Genomic DNA, 20,104 nt, shown 5'->3' with positions numbered 1-20,104 from the left:
ATTTCTACATGCAGAAAACATGATGTTTTCTTACAAAATTCGCAATCACGGCAAAGGAAATCACTTTAAACGATTTTTTTTCGTTCAATTTTATCGATGTTTTCTAGCATGATCCCTGTACCCTTTGCCACACAGTTCATCGGTTCGTCTGCTAGCAATACTGGAACTTTTAACTCTTCTGCCAACAGTTGATCAAGCCCATGTAACAATGCTCCACCGCCAGTTAATATGACACCACGATCGATAATATCTGCTGACAACTCAGGTGGGGTCTGTTCAAGAACTGTTTTTGCTGCTTGCACAATAAGAGAAACAGATTCGCGTAACGCTTCTTCAATTTCGTTTGAGCGAATAGAGATTGTTTTTGGCAATCCACTAACCATATCTCGACCACGAATGTCAATTTCCTCATCTCTTGCTCCTAGAAAAACGGTTGCTACATTTATTTTAATATCTTCAGCTGTTCGTTCACCGATCAGCAATTTATATTTTCTTTTTACATAGTTAAGTATCTCAGCATCAAATTTGTCCCCGGCCATCTTAATCGATTGAGCTGTAACGATATCTCCCATCGACAATACTGCCACATCTGTTGTTCCGCCACCGATATCCACGACCATATTTCCACTTGGTTGAAAAATATCCATGCCAGCACCAATGGCAGCTACTTTTGGCTCTTCTTCTAAGTATACTCTCTTGCCACCAGACTTTTCTGCTGCTTCTTTGATTGCCTTTTGTTCTACTTTTGTAATATTTGTTGGACAACAAATTAGCATTCTAGGTTTTGATAGAAAACCACGTACATTTATTTTATTAATAAAGTATTTTAGCATAGCTTCCGTTACATCAAAATCAGCAATAACTCCATCCTTTAGCGGACGAATTGCTTCGATATTACCAGGAGTACGCCCAACCATACGACGTGCCTCATCTCCGACTTCAAGTACTCTACCTGTTGTACGATCCATGGCAACTACCGATGGTTCATTTAATACAATTCCCTTGCCTTTTACGTGTATTAACACGTTTGCCGTACCAAGATCTATTCCAATATCCCTAGAAAACATGAATTTTGATCCTCCCTGCCGATTATAGTTGCGTCGCATCCGTACTTGAACACAATGCCTCTAACTATATATAATATCACAAATTTAATTATTTAGTTAAAATTAAAATAAAAAAGTTATCTAATTTGGATATTTTTTGGCAATCAGGAGGATCGGGTTATTAACCTACTGGTTTGATTGGTGGTTCTTCTGTTACTGTTGATGCTGAACTTAACTTGTATTTCATTTTTGTTGCTTCACCACCACGTAAATGTCTAATTGCTTTATGATGATCAAGGATCGTTTTTACTTCATTGGCTAGTTCGGGGTTAATGTCTGGTAGCCTTTCTGTTAAATCTTTGTGGACTGTACTTTTGGAAACTCCAAACTCTTTCGCAATGACTCGTACGGTTTTTTTTGTATCTACGAGATACCTGCCGATCCTGATAGTTCTCTCTTTGATGTAGTCGTGCACATCACTCGCCTCCCTGAGTTGTATGTCCAAGGTGTTAATTAAAGACAAGGTGATGAGATTCGTGATAATTTGTATGATATTTATTATGTAAACTAAAAGAGTGGCTCTGTTGTAATATCCTATGATTAAAAAGCCCCACACACTCTCACCTCAGACCTTCTTTCTATGGTTTGTATCATTTTATTAACAGAAGTGAGGGAATATGATTAAAATTTATTACGACTGATATTCGAAGGGTGTTTTTAAACATAAAAAAGACCCCATCATATGAATGAAAGGGTAAAATGAATTTTTAGTTCTTCTGAATCATTTCGATACAATTTGCTGTTTCCATGGTGAATTGTAAGTGATTAATGATGTTTGAGTTCGTGAAGTGGTAAACGGGCAAAGAAGTGATCACTACGTTTTTCAATGAAATCATTATAGGAACTTATAAATAAGTCTCTTTCCCCGGTGGCTAGTCCCAAATAATACTTGCGAAATGGGGTTATTTCATCTATTCCACGTAAGATTGCCTTGGCACCTTGAAAATTACCTTTAGCTATTTCTATATGGGCTTGTTCACTTGGATCATTAGTCTTTAAATTTTCGACGACACCGAAGTGCGCACAAACAAATGGGTAATTTCTATCCTTTATTGCACGGATTAACCTTTTATTGTTGAACATTTCAGCGAATTTTAATGCTTCATTTAAATGATACACACACGATGTATAATCATCATATATATAGCTCAATCCCAAATTGATGTGTAATTGTGATTTTCTTTCTAAGTTATATGTCTGGTTTAGTGCACGATATGCGTGCTTTCGAGCTAATATTAACTCATTCCGTTTCCAATAATAAATAAACAGTAGCATATTTAACCGCGCTTTATAGAGGGATGCCAGTAAAGGGTTTTCAATATGAAGCATTAACGAATTAATCTCATCAAGGTAATACCCCAGGCAGTCATACTTATGCGCAGAGAAGTTAATTGAGATGGTAAGAAACCGTATTAAACACTTTAATTCTGGTATATCGGTTGTAATATTGTTCACTTGCTCGATTACAACATGAGAAGGTAAATGATGGTCTAATCTCGCAATCATTAATTCGTATATCTGAGCACCCTTACGATTAATTGGATTATCTGAATGTTTATTTCTTTCTATTAATACATTTAAGTCATTGTAGAAACCATTCATATAGAGAAATTCCATACCAACTCGCCAATCTGATTCACACTTGGATTCTATCAGAAATTGCCTCGCTAATTGGATAACTGTTTTCTCATTATTATCTAAGCTAACCATCGTAATAAATTGGTTTAAACTTAACGTTGATTTCACTTGATTATAATCATCCATCATTTTATGATCATGATGCGGTATTTTTTCTTCCATGTTGCCCCCTCCTCTTCTTGAGTGGCGTCCAATATATCTATTCATTATTTCATAAATGAATAATTATTCAACAGTTATATACTAATATTCGCTCGACACTTTTAAATAATTTTCGACATTGTTACATTCAAATCATGAGCCACCTATATAAATAGAGTATTTTTTATGCCCATATACTTAATTTTTATATAGCTTCTCCGTAAATATAGAGTTTGCAGTAAGTTTATCGTAACATCCTTTCAATTTATTTAAGATGAATGGTTAATCCAGCGCTACGGAAAAATACTCGCTTTCCATGGGGAACGCTTCAGTCTCCTCGGGAGCAAAAACCGCTCCCTGTGGGGCCTTCAGACTGTTCCTTTCCCATAGGAGTCTCGCATTTTGCCTTCGCTCAGTATGGTTTTTTTTAAAGTAAAAGGTAGTTAGCCCTTGATTTCATGCACTATAACGAAACATATTTAAAATTTTAATCATCACAAGAAAGATTATTAAATAGATACCGTTTTCAGCGGATCAAGCAAATTGACGACACTCCTAGAAAATAAAAATCGATTTTCTTCGTGCGATGTATTGCTGTCGAAGCATTTCTTGTCCTGCAGGAACAGTGCGAGCTGAAGATCCACTCAGAAGTGATTTTCTTCTGAGTTAGCTGAAACCGTGCCTGCGGAAAGGGAGTTCGATTTTGCTTGAGGAGCGGGGCCAGTGCTCTACTGCAGACTTTATATTTTACCTGCCATAAACAATTTTTTTAAAAATAACCTAAAGTAAAAAACCTTAGGTATAATCCTAAGGTTTTTACACAATCTATTGTTACTTACGCATTTGCCATTGCTGCTGAGGATTCTGTATTTTCGTTAACATTTTCCTCTTCAGCACCTTCATCCGCTTCGTCTTCATCCTCTGTAGAATCATCTTCTCTATCACTAGATGTTCCTTGTTCTGGATCTTCTTGCATTGTTTCTTCATCTGTTTTCTCTTCTTGTTCTAACTCTTCTACTTCTATATCAGCCATAGACTGATTGAAGTAATCTTCTGGGTTAACAGGTTCACCATTTTTTCTTAATTCAAAGTGAACATGTGTACCACTAGCTTGACCAAATAAGTTACGACCTGCTGTTGCAATCGCATCTCCTTGCTTTACTTCCGCACCACTTTCTACTAGTACGTTCTCTAAACTAGCATAATAAGTGGAAATGTCATTTCCGTGGTCAATTTTGATTAGATTCCCTAGTAATGGATCTTCTTTTACTTCCGTCACTGTTCCACTTAGCGATGCAGTAACATCGAAACTTTCACCATTAGCTGATGCAAAGTCTACTCCATCACTTTGGTAGTATTTATTGTCGTATAGAACAAGTGCTTTTTCTTGATCTTCACTACCAGCGTCATAATCATAAAACTTTGTTACAATTTCTGTTTGGTTTTCCTCTGCAACAGGCATTTTAACTATTTCTTGTTGACTAACAACTGGGTCAGAATCCTTATCAAACTCTGATGGGTTACCAAAAGATTCATCATTTTCCAACTCTGATTGAGGCTCTTCAGTTGCCTCCGGAATTTGATTATCTAGATTTTGGTACCATAGTACTGCTGTTAACAACAACGCAGCCATTGTTAAATATACTGCTGGAAAGAACCACTTCTTGCCAAAGATACGTTTCCAACCTTTTTTTGAAACGTTCTGATTTTCCTCCATTTGATCATCACCTCAGCAATCATTCTGATCAGAAAGAGGAAATTATATACATTAAATTGAAATTTTTTTCTACTTATCTTTCGACAAAGCTGAAATATTATACATTTTTGATATAAATTAATTGATTTGACTTCTAATTTTGAGTCTATGACGCCTCTCTGGGCATATCTACAACCCGGATGTAGATATAACCTATTACAACGAGCATTAGCTCACGTTTTGTGTAGATATATAATGAACTAACGGGCAAATATGCAGATCGAATGTATATATATTCAAACATTTTTAAATCGTATTTAAACGAAAAAAAATAGAGAAGCAGAAATTCCACTTCTCTATTCGCACACATTTATTCACCTGAAGCTAAAGTTGGAGCCGTTGTTTTTACTTGATTGATTTCTGTATCTTGATAAAAATACATGGCTATTTCTTTATAGTTTTTACCTTCTTGTGCCATTCCATTTGCACCATATTGGCTCATTCCTACACCATGACCATATCCTTTTGTTGTAAATACAAGATGATTATTTTTTTTAGTAATTTCAAAGTCACTGGAATTTAGCCCAAGAGCCTCTCTCACTTCTCGCCCAGAGAATTTCTGTCCTGCTAAATTTATTTCAGCAACTCGGTTACTTTCTGTTCGACTTATTTCAAAACTTTCCGAATCTGGACTAATTTGGATTTCAAGAGCTTTTTCCACTTCAGAGACAGTAAATATTTTTTGATCTAAGAACTTAGGTGAGTCTTCATCCCATGGACTTGCCACACTTCTCAAATAAGGTAATTCATTTGTCCAATAGTTTTCTGAGTCCTCCGTATACCCATTGCTCGTTGAGAAAAAGGATGGTGTAATTGGCTGGTCATTATATGTTAAAATCTCACCCATCGTTTCATAGACAGCACGACTTATTTTATCTATTTTCCAATTATAATCTGTTCCCCATTGTTGCCTAAGTTCATCCTCGTCTTTATACACTTGGTGTTGGACTGTGTCTGTGACATCAGATCCTTGCGGCAAAGAACCCTTTTTGGCATGCATCAAATAGTTCACGATATAGGTTCGAGCTGCTAACGCTTGTGCTTTTAATGCTTCTAGTTCAAAGTCAGCAGGCATTTCTGAAGCAACCACCCTTGTGACATATTCTTCTAGTGGTACGTCTTCTGTTGTCTCTTCGCTTGCTCGAAACACTTTCACAGAAAAAGGAGAATCACTTACTTCCATTGCTACCTCTTCTTTCTTTGGAGCTGTATCAACCGACTCTGTCTCGGTTCCATCTTCTTGGATGAATGGGAAGACAATTAATGTAGGAACCAGCAATATTAATGAAAATAAACTAACTACGATAATGATACTTGGCGCTTTCCATCTGCTTGATTCAACTTGTTGTTGAAACTTTTTTGATGTTACATGTTTTTTCCACTTATTTTTAGTTGGACTTTTTTTCCATCTATTCATAGGTGGCCTCCCCTCTAGTACTATTAGAATTGGTCTGCTTAGTCGATGATAGGATTTAGAAAAGCATCAAGACGTGCTATAAGGACAAGCCTTATTCACTTGCGTTTCTAATTCTTCTACTACTAAATCTATACAGACTAGACAAACAATAGAACTAGAATTAAGGAAGATTTAATTATTTTTTGATAGACAAGTTCATCTGAATTAATAATAGGTTGTACAGATTATGTTTATTTTTCGGATTTCTTTTAATGAATACAAGGATAACTCTTTTGCTTGCGTGGATAAGCAATCATTTAGACAGAGGTCCAATAGTAGAGACTGTTTCTTTAAGAGAAGTGTTGGACGAACAAGTGAAACAGCACACCAATTCGAATCGTCGGCATGCTATAAAATCTAGTTGAATCTATTCTTTTATTGATAGACTTCGTCTTTTATAGGTGTCTTATTTTTTATTTGATCATTGTATAGATGACATGCGACAAAGTGATTTGTTTCAACTTCCTGCCACTCTGGTTTTACTTCAGCACATGCTTTCATCGCAAAGGGACAACGCGTCCGAAATACACAGCCGCTTGGTGGATTGATTGGACTTGGTAATTCTCCTTCTAAGATCATTCTTTCCCGACCTTCCTCCATATCAGGGTCTGGAATTGGAATCGCAGATAACAATGCTTTCGTATAGGGATGTAATGGTTGTTCATACAAATTATTACTCTCTGTAAGTTCCACCATGTTCCCTAAATACATAACACCGATACGGTCAGAAATGTGTTTCACCATTGATAGATCATGTGCGATAAATAAGTAGGTGAGTCCTTTTTCCTGTTGTAGTTTCTTTAATAGATTGACTACCTGCGCTTGTACAGATACATCAAGAGCCGATATCGGCTCATCTGCGATAATAAAACTTGGATCTAATGCTAATGCTCTAGCGATCCCAATTCGTTGACGTTGCCCACCACTAAACTCATGGGGATAACGATTCGCATGGTCTCTACTTAAACCAACTTCTTCTAATAATTGATAGACGCGGTCTAAACGTTCTTTTTTGTTGGGGTATAGTCCATGAACTTCCATCGGTTCTGAAATAACTTCTTTCACCGTCGAACGTGGGTTTAGTGATGCGTATGGGTCTTGAAATATCATTTGCATGTTTCTACGAAAATCAAACGATTCTTTATCATCTAGTTCATGAATATTATTATTATTATAAACGACTTGACCATCTGTACAGTTGTATAGCCCCATAATCGTACGACCAATGGTAGACTTCCCACACCCTGACTCACCAACTAAACCGAATGTCTCTCCTTTATATACGTCAAAATTTATGCCATCTACTGCCTTTAATGTTTGATTTTTTCCAACATTAAAGTGTTTTTTTAATTGTTTTACGCTTAATGCAATTTCATTATTCATGGTAGCCCTTTGCCAATAGCGTCTTGCTGCACAAAGCTCTTCCTCATAAACCGTATTCGCTAAAGTAATTATTTCAATGTCTTTTCCTGTTTTAGGAGAATGAATCATTAATCCATCTCCATAATATATTCCGACATGGTGTAACTTCCCTTTACCCTGTTCATATGCAAAAAATAGTAAGTCCCCTGTTTCGATTTGATCTAAGGCGACTTCTTCTCCAGCTGTCGCCTGGTCTGTGGCGTCTCTCGGTATTTGATAACCGTTCGCCTTATGCATGTTGTAGGTAAAACCGGAACAATCATAACCAAAAGCACTCATTCCACCCCAAAAGTAAGCTAATCCAAGGAAAGCCTCGCCTGTTTTGACAATGCTATCACCACTTAGCTTAGGAATCGCCTCCACCGAATCATAAATCGTTACACTACTACTTGTTAGATAACCACTTCCGATAGGACTATCTACTAAAACTTTATTTTCTGTTTGTTGTAATAAGGGCAGTCGAGTCAAGTAACTTATCGTTAATTGTTGCAGACTTTTCTCTTTTGCAAACAGCGCTTGTTTATCTGTCACTACGACAACGGGTTTGCTATGATCTAATGTTACGTGGCTTAATTGTTCTGTTGGTATCCAACCAGGGTAACCACGCTGGTCTTTTTTTGATGGTTGCGTTGGAACGATTACAAAACTCCAATTTCCTTGTTGTTGTTCTACAATAACCTCTTCACCAAATAGTACTTGAGACTGTACTAGATTATCATCACAAAGTGCTAGCCTTGGTTCAAAGGTTAGTTGTTGTAACCATTTTTCAAGATTAAGAGGATTACTAATCCCTGGTGAATCTATTTTGCGCGGGGAATCTGGTGATGTCCAAACTGTTGCTACCGGAACGTTGACTGTCCAAATTTGATCATGGTTGTTCGTATGCATCTTTTTCCCTCCATTCTATGATTAGAAATTTACTTTATTTATTCCTAACCCTGATGTTTTGGGTAAATGAATTTTATTTTTATCGTAGGTAATGCCACCATCTACACTATCTTTTGCCAACATCAACGGAGCATCAAAATCAAATCTAGTAATATTCTTTTGACTTGCAGCGAAATGAGCTGCAGCAGTAATACCTAGCTTTGTTTCAATCATACTACCAACCATACATTCTACCCCATAACTATCAGCTAATTTAGCTATTTTCATTGCTTGATAAATACCGCCAGCTTTCATCAGTTTTATATTAATTAAATCCGCACTTCTTGTCTCAAGAACACGTCTAGCATCGATGAGGGAAAACACACTTTCATCAGCCATAATTAGTGTATCTACATGGTCCGTTACATATTTTAAACCTTCGATATTTTCTGCTTGGACTGGTTGTTCTACCAATTCAATATCCAACTGCAAATCTTCCATTGTTTTAATGGCTTTAACAGCAGCTTTTGGCGACCAGCCTTGGTTAGCATCTAGTCGAATGATAACGTCTTTTCCGATAGATTCTCTAATAGTTTTTATTCTATTAATATCCGTAATCACATCACCTATGCCAACTTTTATCTTTAAAACAGAAAAACCATTATTAATGTATTTCCGCGCATCCTCAACCATTTCCTCTGGACTATTTACACTTACTGTAAAATCTGTTTCTAATTCATTACGATAGCCACCAAGTAACTGGTAAAGCGGTAATCCACATCGTTGTGCGAAACAATCATAAATTGCCATATCTACTGCTGCCTTTGCACTGCTGTTGCCGATAATTTGTTGATGGAGTGTCTGAAATAAGGATTCCGTATGTAATAATGATTTACCAATTAAAGCCGGCTTTAAGATTTCTAGTATTGTATAATCAATACTTTTTAAACTATCACCAGTAATGACATGGGTAGGTGGCGCTTCTCCCCATCCAATCGTTCCATCTTCACATGTTATTTTTACAAAAATAGATTCTAGTTGTGTTACGGTTCGTAATGCTGTTTTGAATGGCTTTGTTAATGGAACGTTCATTTGAATTGTTTCTAGTTTGGCAATCTTCATAGTTTTAATCCTCCAACTAAGTTGATAAGAAACGTGCGAGGCGCCTTGCTCTCTCACGACAAGCTTAAGACGATCATCTATGTGGGGCTCTTTACAACAAAGATGTTCGACTCGGGTAGTCCCCTTACGCTAGCCATCTCATAATTTTTTATTGATTCCTAGCTTTTAATAAACTAAAACTCAACACACTCCTGGTGAAATGTGTAATGTCTTATCCTTACTAGATAGTTTTGCTTCTACACCAAATGGGATTGAAAAATTCGGAAGACAATGCCCGATTTTAAAACCTTTTATAACTGGTTTATCTTTAGCCGCTAAATAGTGAGTGAGTACCTCATCTAAACTTAACAAGTTTGTTTCTTTGTTTACTTCCGTGTCACCAAAATCACCTACAACTACTCCACTAACGTCTTTTAATTTACCCGCCATTTTCAATTGATTGAGAAAAGCGTCAATTCGATATGTCTCTTCTCCTATATCTTCAATCACTAATAATTTATTTCTAGTGTCAATTTCAAATTCAGTACCTAACGTGTTAATTAGTAATGAAAGGTTACCACCAACTAATTCTCCCACTGCTTCGCCTTCATTTATAACTTGTAACAGAGAAATTTGTTCCGTATAGATTAATTGACTTGGTTTAAAAAGTTGGTTAAACATATGTTTAGATAATGTATCAAAATCCGGTTCTCCGATATCAGAACTTACCATCGGACCATGAAACGTAACCAGTCCTGTCTTTTCCCTTATCGCTGTATGTAAAAAAGTTATATCACTATACCCCCAGAATATTTTCGGATTGTTAGCAATAAGTTCAAAATTTATTTGTGATGCTATTCGGGCTGTACCATAGCCTCCTCGCGCACAAATAATACCTTTTATATGATGATCGGCAAACATCTCGTGTAGATCATGTAGTCGGTCCTCATCCGTACCGGCTAAATAACCATACGTATCAAAAACATGCTTGCCTATTTTCACGTTTAAACCTAGTGATTGTAAATAAGAGATGCCATTTTTTAACTGATTAACCTTAGGAGGTCCTGCTGGTGCAATGATTCCAATTGTGTCCCCTTTATGAAGTCTTACTGGTCGCAAGCTAATCTCCTCCTTTTACGAACTAGCTGTATTTCAATCCTTTTAATCAATTTCTTAATATTAATTTTGTCGTCACCTAGACTGAATAAGGTAATTAAAAATTGACTCATGAATTTAAAAGAAAGAAGGAATGGCTCCCCTTCCTAGAATACCTAGAGTGAAGGAACCAATCCCGTCTTTAAATTTCTTGCCACTTTTATTATTCTGCTTTGTCAGCCCATTTTAACTCTAAGTAACCAACCGGATGACGAATGATATCTGTCACACTTGGATTTTGTAAAACAACTTGGTTATAGTAGTGAATTGGGAAAATTGGCATTTCTTCAAACAAAAGCTTTTCTGCTTCATACATGTAATCATAACGTTGTTGCTCGTCTGTTGCTGCTTTTGCATTTGCAATTAACTCATCATATTCTGCATTTGACCAGCCCGTACGATTCATGGCAGAATCTGTAACGAAACTTTCTAAAGCGTTAATTGGATCAGCGTAGTCATGTAGGAATGAACTACGAGATAGTTGATGATTTAGTGCCTTTTGATCTTCTAGGAATACATTCCATTCTGCATTTTCCAATGTGACATCCATACCTAGGTTTTGTTTTAGCATCTGTTGGATCGTTTCAGCAATTGCCTTATGTGAATCACTCGTGTTATAGGACAATGTAATTGCTGGAAGCTCATCGTAACCTTCTTCAGCCATGCCTTCTTCTAGTAAACTTGTTGCTTGATCAGGATCAAACTCAACTAAATTACCATTTGCTTCACGGAAATCTTGACCTGAAGGGTCTTTGAATCCTGGTGCTACGAAACCATATGCTGGCTCTTCACCATTCTTGGTCACATATTCAACAATTTGTTGTTGATCAATAGCCATGGCAATCGCTTTACGAATCTTCGCATTCTGGAATGGTTCTTTATCTACCACAAAACGATAGAAATAAGTCCCTGCTTGATCTTCAATAATTACATCATCGTCTGATAGTAACTCTTCTGCCATGTCAGAAGGTATTGCTGATGTATCTAAATCTCCACTCTCGTACATTTGATATTCTGTATTCGAATCATTGACCATTGCCCAATGAACTTTATCTAGTTTTATAGCATCAGCATCCCAATACTGATCGTTCTTAACCATTACCAACTCTGTATCATGTGTCCATGACTCTAGTTTAAATGGTCCATTACCTACAAATGTTTCAGCCTCTGCAAACCATTCTGGATTTTCAGTTGCTACCGCTTCGTTTATTGGAAAGAAAGCAGGTAGTGAAATCACATTTAAGAAGAATCCAGCAGGACTTTCTAATGTTACTTTTAATGTTTTTTCATCTTCTGCTACGACTGCTACGTTATCACTTGAGCCTTCCCCACTATTAAATGCTTCCGCACCTTTAATAAAATATCCTAAAAAGGCTGATGAGGCACCAACTTCTGGGTCTAACATACGTTTCCACGCAAAGACAAAGTCACCTGCAGTTAAATCATCTCCATTAGACCATGTAGCATCTTCACGGATATGGAACGTATATTCAGTTCCATCATCAGAAATATCCCATGATTCTGCAATTGCTTCTTCCGGTTGGTCATCTTGACCAAGTCGCGTTAAACCTTCCATTAAATTGTTTAGTGCACTCCAAGAACTTGAATCAAAACCTATTGGTGGATCAAAGGAAGTTGGTTCTGTTCCATTATTCAAGTATAAAACTTTTTCATCGGAACTTGTTTCTGTATTTGTATCTTCCGTTTCTGTTGAATCTGATGCTTCCTCTTCTTCCTCTTCTCCTGCACTTTCATTGGCAGTACAAGCTGCTAAAACTAGTACCGTCAGGATGGCTAATAATAATGCATGCCACTTTTTCATGGTCATTCCCCCTCTTTTTTTATCTTCACTTACTCGCAATTGCAGAAGCAGCAACGCGTTTTCCTCTTTCATCCTGCAGCCAACATTCTACATTGTGTGTAGCTGTTAACTTGGAATGAAAAGGATATATTTTATCACATACCTCCATAGCAAATGGACATCTTGCAGTAAATGGACATCCTTCTGGAGGTGCGAATAAATCTGGTGGTGTTCCTTCAATTGGAATTAGTGTGTCTTCCCTCAAATCAAGACGTGGAACTGATTTCAGCAACCCTTGTGTATATGGATGCTGCGGGTTATAAAAAATTTCTCTTTTTGTCCCAACTTCAATTATCTTTCCTGCATACATGACAGCAATTCTATCAGCAATTTTTGCTACAACCCCTAAATCGTGGGTTATTAGAATAATAGATACTCCTGTTTTTTCTTGTATTCTTTCAAACAGTTCCAAAATTTGCGCTTGGATTGTTACGTCTAGTGCTGTTGTTGGTTCATCTGCAATTAATAAGTCCGGATCACAGATAAGAGCCATTGCAATGACAATCCTTTGCCTCATCCCGCCGCTAAATTGGTGTGGATACTGTTTCATACGTTCTTCTGGGTTTGGTATTCCTACTAAATCCATCATTCTCAATGCTTTTAATTTCGCTTCTTTTTTTGAAACTGGTTTATGTTGGAGCAACCCTTCAATCAATTGACTTCCAATTGTTAAAGTAGGATTCAACGCTGTCATGGGGTCTTGAAAAATCATCGATATGTCTAACCCACGAATTTTACGCATTTGTTTTTCTGTAGCTTGTGTTAAGTCCTGACCTCTATAGCTAATGGAGCCTTTTGTTATTTTGCCAGGAGGACTTGGAATCAACCGCATAATACTATTTGATGTTACACTTTTTCCACATCCTGACTCACCAACAATCGCAAGTGTTTCTCCCTTTTCAAGGTGAAAATCAACACCACGAACAGCTTGAACCTCGCCGCCATACGTTTTAAAGGAAACATGAAGGTCTTTCACATTAAGTATCTTTTCCATTGTAGTCACTCCCTCAGCTTCGGATCTAATGCATCCTGTAGTCCATCTCCTAGTACATTAAAAGCAAACATTGTTGCGGATATAAAGAAAGCCGGGAAAAATAGGCGCCACCAATGACCTGATAAAATAGTGCCTAAAGCATCATTAGCCATTACTCCCCAACTAGCAAATGGTGCTTGTATTCCAAGTCCTAAGAAACTTAAAAATGCTTCCGCAAATATTGCAGACGGTATGGTTAAGGTCATTTGAACAATGATTGGTCCCATGGTATTTGGCAATAAGTTTTTCCTAATAATACGAATTGTTTTTGTGCCAAATGACTTGGAAGCAAGTACAAATTCTAGGTTCTTCAGTTGTAACACTTGGCCACGAACAATTCGAGCCATTCCAACCCAACCGGTAACAGATAAAGCGATGATAATGGTTGTTAAACTTGGCCCCATCACGACAAGCAACATAATAACTACAAGCAAGTATGGTAGGCCGTACAATATTTCAACAATACGCATCATCATATTATCGGTCTTCCCACCTTTGTATCCTGAAATGCCGCCATAAATGATACCAATAGTAAAATCTATCAAAGCAGCCATCAATGCTACAAACAAAGAAATACGAGCCCCGTACCATGTTCGAGTAAATACATCTCGACCAAGTTCGTCGGTTCCAAACCAATGCGTACTTGAAGGTAATTGATTTTGGTTAGGAAGATTGATATCTGTAACGGAATGTGGCGATAATATTGGTCCAAAAACGGCCATGATTGCTAAAAATACTAAAAATAGTAACCCGGTCATTGCCAATTTATTCTTTACTAAACGTTGCCAGGCATCTTTCCAGTAAGAAAGCGATGGCCTGGTTAACTTTTCTGCATCTTGCTTTTGTTTATTTAAAGGTGAAAACCATTCATCTGGTATGGATGGAGAACTGTTTTTTTGTTTTTCACTAAGCAAACTCATGATTCTCCCTCCTTCGTATGAAGCTTTATGCGTGGATCTAATAAACCATAGACTACATCTACAAGAAAAAGCATCAGAATAAGAAAAGCACTATAAAAAACAGTTGTACCCATAATAACTGGATAATCTCTTGTATTAATACTTTCAACAAAATATTTACCCATACCTGGAATGGCGAAGATTTGTTCTAATACAAATGTGCCTGTAAGGATTCCTGCAAGTAATGTACCGAGGATCGTAACAACCGGCATCAAAGCATTTTTTAATGCATGTTTAAAGACAATTTTTACCGGAGAAAGCCCCTTAGCTTTGGCCATTTTTATGTAGTCTTGTGTTAACACTTCCAGCATGCTAGACCGTGTTAACCGAGCAATGATAGCCATCGGTCCTGTCGCTAAAGCTAACGTCGGTAGGATCATGTGCATCGGACTTGACCAAGTCGCTGCCGGTAAAATTTTAAAATACACTGCAAATGTTTGGATAAGTTGTGTCGCTAATATAAAGTTAGGAATGGAGATGCCTAAGACCGCTATGGTCATTGCTATATAATCAATCATACCGTTATGCCTTAAAGCAGCGATAATCCCTAATAATATCCCAGAGATGATAGCAACCGTTATCGAGACGAGTCCAAGTTCTAATGAAATTGGAAATCCACGACTTAACAAATCATTTACTGATGAAGTTGGTTGTTTAATTGATGGTCCAAAATCGAATGTAACGATTGATTTTAAATAAATAAAGTACTGTACATAAAGTGGTTCATCTAAATGATAATGAGCTTCTAAGTTGGCTTGAATTGTTGCATTTGTACCTCGCTCCTCATTAAAAGGTGATCCAGGAACAGAGTGCATTAATATGAAGGTCAATGTAACGATAATCAGAAGTGTAATAATCATCATTAGAAAGCGTTTTACTATATATTGGAGCATTCCCCCTTACCTCCTAACGAAATGTTGTATGCATAGCTAATTCTGTCATTACAATCATTGCTTGATATGCTTCTAAAATATCTTTTGCTTCAAATTTCACTGTAGGTGACCCAGGCTCGATTTCAGTGCCCGGCATTAAGTTTGCCCACTCGGCTTCTCCATAGTTAGTAAATTCAATTCGAAGCGTCGGTTTTTTAGGTGGTGCAAGAGGTTTTACCTTATTTCTATTTTCTAGTGCAACTGCAACTTTTTCTTGAAGAAGTACTCCGGCTTTCTTTGGTGTTAAACTTTTCACTGCAGATCTGGAAATTGTTTGTTTTACAGAAGCTGTAGTGATATGGGGAATAAGTTGTTCTGCTTCTGCACATGCTTGGTCATCACCAGCAACCATTAAAACCGGAACACCAAAATGGCCAGCAACATAGGCATTAAAACCTAGCTCACCAACCTTATCATCGTTTATGTAAAAATTCCTTACTCCATGAATCATTGAGTGGGCCATTGCACCAAACTCACCTGCTCGTGCATGATAGCCAAGAAACATCGCACCTGAATAGCTATTATCCAAACATTGAACCATTGAAAGTGGCTTAACGTCACCTGTTATTAAATAGGCTTCTGGATGTAACTCGTCAATTAATATATTATTCATTTTTGAATGACTGTCATTTACAAGTATTTCTGTAACGCCATTCTTATACGCTTCTTCGATAACGTAGTTCGTTTCTTTTGTCATAATTCGTCTTGCTCTTTCATAATTATGTTTACTAGAGTCTACATAAGTATGATCAGGTAATCCCGTAATCCCTTCCATGTCTACTGATAAATATAGTTTCATAGTTGGTATTCTCCTTCTTCAAAGGTGTTAGATTTTTCTAAAAATTTAAATGAATTGTATCATGCTCTTGTAAAATTTTACATTACTATTGGAAGATATTCTCACATACAAATTTTATTTTCCTTTAATTAATATGTATCTACTTGGTACTTAATGTCTTTAGAAATAATTTTAAACAAAAAAAGAGACCGTCTCAGAACAATCAATCAAAACCAGATGTTTTCCCTCTGAATTTGATGATCTGTTCCAAGACAGTCTCTAATAACTTTTAAGATGCTGAAGTTTGTTGTTTTTCAGTAGCATCAACAATGACAATGTCTTCATCATTAACACGTTCAATATCAGCACCTAGTTGTGCTAATTTTTCTGTTAGATCTACATACCCACGGTCTAAGTGTTTTAACTCAGTGACACGTGTATAACCTTCTGCGGTCAATCCAGCCAAAATCAATGCTGCCCCTGCTCTTAAATCTGTTGCAGCAACTTCTGCCCCTTGTAATGTTACAGGTCCTTCAACAATGACGCTACGGCCTTCAATCTTAATTTTAGCGTTCATTCGACGAAACTCTTCGACATGCATAAATCTGTTTTCAAATACAGTTTCTGTAATCACACTTGTGCCTTTGGCATTCAACATGAGTGCCATCATTTGAGATTGCATATCTGTCGGAAATCCTGGGTGTGGCAATGTTTTCAAATCTGTAGCTTTAAGGTTTTTAGGTCCAATAACTCTTAGACCATCTACCTCTTCTGAGATTTTAACACCCATTTCTTCCATTTTTGAAACCAAGGAACGCATATGCTCTAACTCTGCGCCTCTGACTAAAACATTTCCACCAGTTATTGCAGCAGCAACCATAAATGTACCTGCTTCGATACGGTCTGGGATAATTGTATGCTCAGCACCAGTTAATTTTTCAACACCGTCAATTTTAATGGTTTCTGTACCTGCACCAATTACTCTTGCACCCATTTTATTTAAGAAGTTAGCTAAATCTACAATTTCCGGTTCTTTTGCGCAGTTTTCCAAAATCGTTCTACCTTCAGCTAAAGCAGCTGCCATCATAATATTTTCTGTAGCTCCTACACTAGGAACATCCAGATAAATCTTCGCTCCTTGGAGACGACCTTCGGCATGAACTTCAACAAAGCCGTTTCCTACATGCACCTTTGCACCCATTGCTTCAAAGCCTTTTAGATGCAAATCAATAGGCCTTGATCCGATTGCACAGCCACCTGGCATAGCTACTTTCGCATGACCATAGCGTGCAAGCAACGGACCTAATACAAGTACTGATGCGCGCATTTTTCTAACATACTCCATTGGAGCTTCTGTAGTTAGGGGTTCGGATGCGTCAACAGTCACTGTATTATTTTCAAAACGCACGTTTGCATTCATATTGCTCAATACTTCTTTAATCGTATAAACATCAGCAAGGGCTGGAACGTCATTAATGACACTTTTACCTTCACTTGCGATTAGACTTGCGGTGATGACAGGCAGCACGGCATTTTTAGCACCTTCTACCTTTACTGTGCCGGTTAACTGCCTTCCACCACGGACGATGATTTTATCCAAGGTTCATTCTCCTCTGCGTCCAATTTCACTATTATTAATATTCAGTAGTTATGATAGGTGTTCCTATTGTTATGGTTGTCTTTCCGCCCAATCCTTCTCGAGCAGCCAATTGTACATTCATTGGTAATGACTTGTCCGAGGTAGGTATAACAGTTTCCCAGCGTGGAGTAAAACCAGATAGGACTGTAAAATCTTCTTCATGTATATTATTTAGCGCTTGAACATTTAATTTTTCTTGTAAATGATTTAACATAGAAACTCTATCCATAATAACACTTGATTGTGTTTTGATACAAGAGAATTTTGTCAAATTTTCAGTAAATAATTCCCTTGTAATCTCTTCAAGTTTATTTTCGTATGTTTCTTGAATTTCTTCGTTCCAATTATTACCGGTAATTTTATAAGTAATTTCATATTCTTGCGCATTTGATTTAGGCACAATCAGTATAAATGATTCGTCAACAATATCATTTTTATGGGGTTTGAAAATAAATTTGGTTGCATTTTTTGTTTCTGTTTTTTCAAATTTATATCCCTCGTATTCTTTCTTTACCTTTTTTAGCATTTGTTCAAACGTTTGATAATCTTTTTTTTCTTTAACGATGACTTCCCAGTTGTCAATGAATATATCTTCTTGTTCTAGTAGATTCGCAATTTGATTGATTTCAGTAAGCTGATTTGTAGAAGCACTTGAAAGTGTTTGGAATGAAAAAATAATGATAGTAAAAATAATAGAACCGAGAATAAACCTTGTTTTCATATATATATCTCCCCTTGTAAGTTCTTGTTGTAAATCAGTATCGACCGATATAATTGAAAACATACAATTTTATAGGATTTTCTATGAAACTATATGAATTAATCCTTTCTAGTAATCTTTTAACCTAGTATGTGATAGCTAGAAAGTTGATTCTTAGCCAAATATAATACAGCATATTTTCGTAAATATTTTTGCTTTAAAGTCGTCTAACTTGATGTAAAGTTTGCATTAAGTTTATCGTAACTTCCTTTCAATTTATTTAAGATGAATGGTTAATCCAGCGCTACGGAAAAATACTCGCTTTCCATGGGGAACGCTTCAGTCTCCTCGGGAGAAAAAACCGCTCCCTGTGGGGCCTTCAGACTGTTCCTTTCCCATAGGAGTCTCGCATTTCCCCTTCGCTTAGTATGTTTTTTTCAAGCGAGAGGTATTTAGGAATTGATTCTATGCTCTACAACGAAACATAGTAAAAAATTCAACTAACATAAGAAAGATTATTCAATAGATACTTTTTTCAGCGGATCAAGTAAAATTGGCGACACTCCTCGAAAATAAAAATCGATTTTCTTCGTGCGATGTATTGCTGTCGAAGCATTCCTTGTCCTGCAGGAACAGCGCGAGCTGAAGATCCACTCAGAAGCGTTTTTTTCTGAGTTAGCTGAAGCCGTGCCTGCGGAAAGGGAGTCAATTTTGCTTGAGGAGCGTAGCCATTGCTCTAGTGCAGACTTTATATTTTATCTACCATAAACTACATATCTTTTTAAAAAATCCATAATAAAAAACCTTCCCGTGTTGAAAGGTTTTTTATAGAAAATATATTGCTAAAATAGGTAAACGAGCTGTTCGGACCATCGTAAGAAGTCTAAAAAAAAGTTACTAACGGTTGTTCCAATCGCTATCGTAATAAATATGATTAATATTCTCGCTTCATATGTACGAGTTTTTCTAAATAACTGGTCAAAATTTAACGATTGCAATACTTGCCATGTAATGATAATAAAAACGATGTGAGAGATCATACTTATTAAAGCATCTTGCCCTAACAATTGCATCATCATATTCAATCACACCTTTCTAAATTAGATTTATTTTAACTACTTTGCCACGTGGTATTAAAATTGTCAATGCTGTTAGATGATACTACTAGATAATGAACCAAAATCCCAAAATAACTTATAATATATGAAATTCCATTTATTTAACTACAATAACTGGCATTTCCCGGGAAATAGTGACAGATTAACTTATCATTACCCTACACTCTCTTCTCATAAGTAGATATTAAACGTACTTTTTTGTTGATTTCCACTCTAGATATTTGCTTTCCTCACACTAAACAAGCAATTGTCTTTCATACTACAATGAGGGGAGGTTAAAAGTTACGTTTTATTCTATAGATTTTTTCTCATAACAATTAAAAAAAGCTTTAATCCATAGGGTGGACTTGGACTAACATAAATTAGTGAGACAATATAAAACACCTTCGGAAATGGTACACTTAAGACAAGTACTAAAATCGGAGGTGTTTTTCATGGGGAA

Annotated in this window: 17 protein-coding genes and 1 pseudogene; 1 reads left to right on the top strand and 17 read right to left on the bottom strand. The window is 36.7% G+C overall.

Annotation, left to right across the window (positions count from 1 at the left end):
• Window positions 1-65: 65 nt before the first annotated feature.
• The 5 genes from mreB to spoIID all read right to left on the bottom strand — a co-directional run bounded on the left by mreB (window position 66) and on the right by spoIID (window position 6,058).
• The gene (mreB, locus tag QQS35_RS00090; RefSeq protein WP_285929630.1) at window positions 66-1,067 is read right to left on the bottom strand and encodes a rod shape-determining protein; all 1,002 of its coding nucleotides are present in this window, start codon (window positions 1,065-1,067) and stop codon (window positions 66-68) included.
• Between the two features lie 160 nt (window positions 1,068-1,227).
• Complete coding sequence (gene spoIIID, locus QQS35_RS00085; RefSeq protein ID WP_285929629.1) at window positions 1,228-1,521, bottom strand: sporulation transcriptional regulator SpoIIID; 294 nt, start codon at window positions 1,519-1,521, stop codon at window positions 1,228-1,230.
• A 350-nt stretch (window positions 1,522-1,871) separates the two neighbouring features.
• A complete protein-coding gene (locus tag QQS35_RS00080) occupies window positions 1,872-2,906 on the bottom strand; it encodes an AimR family lysis-lysogeny pheromone receptor (RefSeq protein ID WP_285929627.1) in 1,035 nt (344 codons plus the stop codon).
• Between the two features lie 814 nt (window positions 2,907-3,720).
• Window positions 3,721-4,602: a M23 family metallopeptidase gene (locus QQS35_RS00075; RefSeq protein ID WP_285929626.1), complete on the bottom strand. Its 882-nt coding sequence runs from the start codon at window positions 4,600-4,602 to the stop codon at window positions 3,721-3,723.
• A gap of 349 nt (window positions 4,603-4,951) precedes the next feature.
• Entirely contained in the window at window positions 4,952-6,058 is a 1,107-nt protein-coding gene (spoIID, locus tag QQS35_RS00070) for a stage II sporulation protein D (protein WP_285929625.1), read from the bottom strand.
• 251 nt (window positions 6,059-6,309) lie between these two features.
• Here spoIID and QQS35_RS00065 point away from each other — a divergent pair, with 251 nt between their 5' ends.
• Window positions 6,310-6,462, top strand: coding sequence for a hypothetical protein (locus QQS35_RS00065; protein WP_285929624.1), 153 nt, complete (start codon window positions 6,310-6,312; stop codon window positions 6,460-6,462).
• A 10-nt stretch (window positions 6,463-6,472) separates the two neighbouring features.
• Here the strand turns inward: QQS35_RS00065 and QQS35_RS00060 are convergent, their stop codons facing one another.
• The 12 genes and pseudogenes from QQS35_RS00060 to QQS35_RS00005 form a co-directional block, all read right to left on the bottom strand.
• Window positions 6,473-7,480, bottom strand: coding sequence for an ABC transporter ATP-binding protein (locus tag QQS35_RS00060; RefSeq protein ID WP_285929757.1), 1,008 nt, complete (start codon window positions 7,478-7,480; stop codon window positions 6,473-6,475).
• Between the two features lie 30 nt (window positions 7,481-7,510).
• Window positions 7,511-8,407 (bottom strand): annotated as a pseudogene (locus QQS35_RS00055) (C40 family peptidase); the annotation flags it as partial.
• Between the two features lie 21 nt (window positions 8,408-8,428).
• Complete coding sequence (locus tag QQS35_RS00050) at window positions 8,429-9,508, bottom strand: mandelate racemase/muconate lactonizing enzyme family protein (RefSeq protein ID WP_285929623.1); 1,080 nt, start codon at window positions 9,506-9,508, stop codon at window positions 8,429-8,431.
• A gap of 180 nt (window positions 9,509-9,688) precedes the next feature.
• Window positions 9,689-10,612 (bottom strand): S66 peptidase family protein, encoded by a 924-nt coding sequence (locus tag QQS35_RS00045; protein WP_285929756.1) that lies wholly within the window; start codon window positions 10,610-10,612, stop codon window positions 9,689-9,691.
• Between the two features lie 193 nt (window positions 10,613-10,805).
• Complete coding sequence (locus tag QQS35_RS00040) at window positions 10,806-12,464, bottom strand: peptide ABC transporter substrate-binding protein (RefSeq protein WP_285929622.1); 1,659 nt, start codon at window positions 12,462-12,464, stop codon at window positions 10,806-10,808.
• Window positions 12,465-12,489: 25 nt separating this feature from the next.
• Window positions 12,490-13,497 (bottom strand): ABC transporter ATP-binding protein, encoded by a 1,008-nt coding sequence (locus tag QQS35_RS00035; RefSeq protein WP_285929621.1) that lies wholly within the window; start codon window positions 13,495-13,497, stop codon window positions 12,490-12,492.
• A gap of 5 nt (window positions 13,498-13,502) precedes the next feature.
• Window positions 13,503-14,456 carry an ABC transporter permease gene (locus QQS35_RS00030; RefSeq protein WP_285929620.1) on the bottom strand — a complete coding sequence of 318 codons (954 nt, stop codon included), beginning with the start codon at window positions 14,454-14,456 and terminating at the stop codon, window positions 13,503-13,505.
• On the bottom strand, window positions 14,453-15,388 hold the full coding sequence (locus tag QQS35_RS00025; RefSeq protein ID WP_285929619.1) for an ABC transporter permease: 936 nt from the start codon (window positions 15,386-15,388) through the stop codon (window positions 14,453-14,455). The genes QQS35_RS00030 and QQS35_RS00025 overlap by 4 nt, the downstream gene beginning before the upstream one ends.
• Window positions 15,389-15,401: 13 nt before the next feature.
• A complete protein-coding gene (locus QQS35_RS00020; protein ID WP_285929618.1) occupies window positions 15,402-16,226 on the bottom strand; it encodes a M55 family metallopeptidase in 825 nt (274 codons plus the stop codon).
• Between the two features lie 268 nt (window positions 16,227-16,494).
• Window positions 16,495-17,805, bottom strand: a complete 1,311-nt coding sequence (gene murA / locus QQS35_RS00015; RefSeq protein ID WP_285929617.1) for a UDP-N-acetylglucosamine 1-carboxyvinyltransferase — start codon at window positions 17,803-17,805, stop codon at window positions 16,495-16,497.
• A 34-nt stretch (window positions 17,806-17,839) separates the two neighbouring features.
• Entirely contained in the window at window positions 17,840-18,565 is a 726-nt protein-coding gene (locus tag QQS35_RS00010; RefSeq protein WP_285929615.1) for a YwmB family TATA-box binding protein, read from the bottom strand.
• A gap of 821 nt (window positions 18,566-19,386) precedes the next feature.
• On the bottom strand, window positions 19,387-19,617 hold the full coding sequence (locus QQS35_RS00005) for a DUF1146 family protein (RefSeq protein WP_285929754.1): 231 nt from the start codon (window positions 19,615-19,617) through the stop codon (window positions 19,387-19,389).
• Window positions 19,618-20,104: the final 487 nt, after the last annotated feature.

It is taken from the genome of Aquibacillus rhizosphaerae (assembly GCF_030282825.1).
GTDB classification, from domain to species: domain Bacteria; phylum Bacillota; class Bacilli; order Bacillales; family Amphibacillaceae; genus Aquibacillus_C; species Aquibacillus_C rhizosphaerae.
This window is presented reverse-complemented; position numbering and strand designations above follow the sequence as displayed.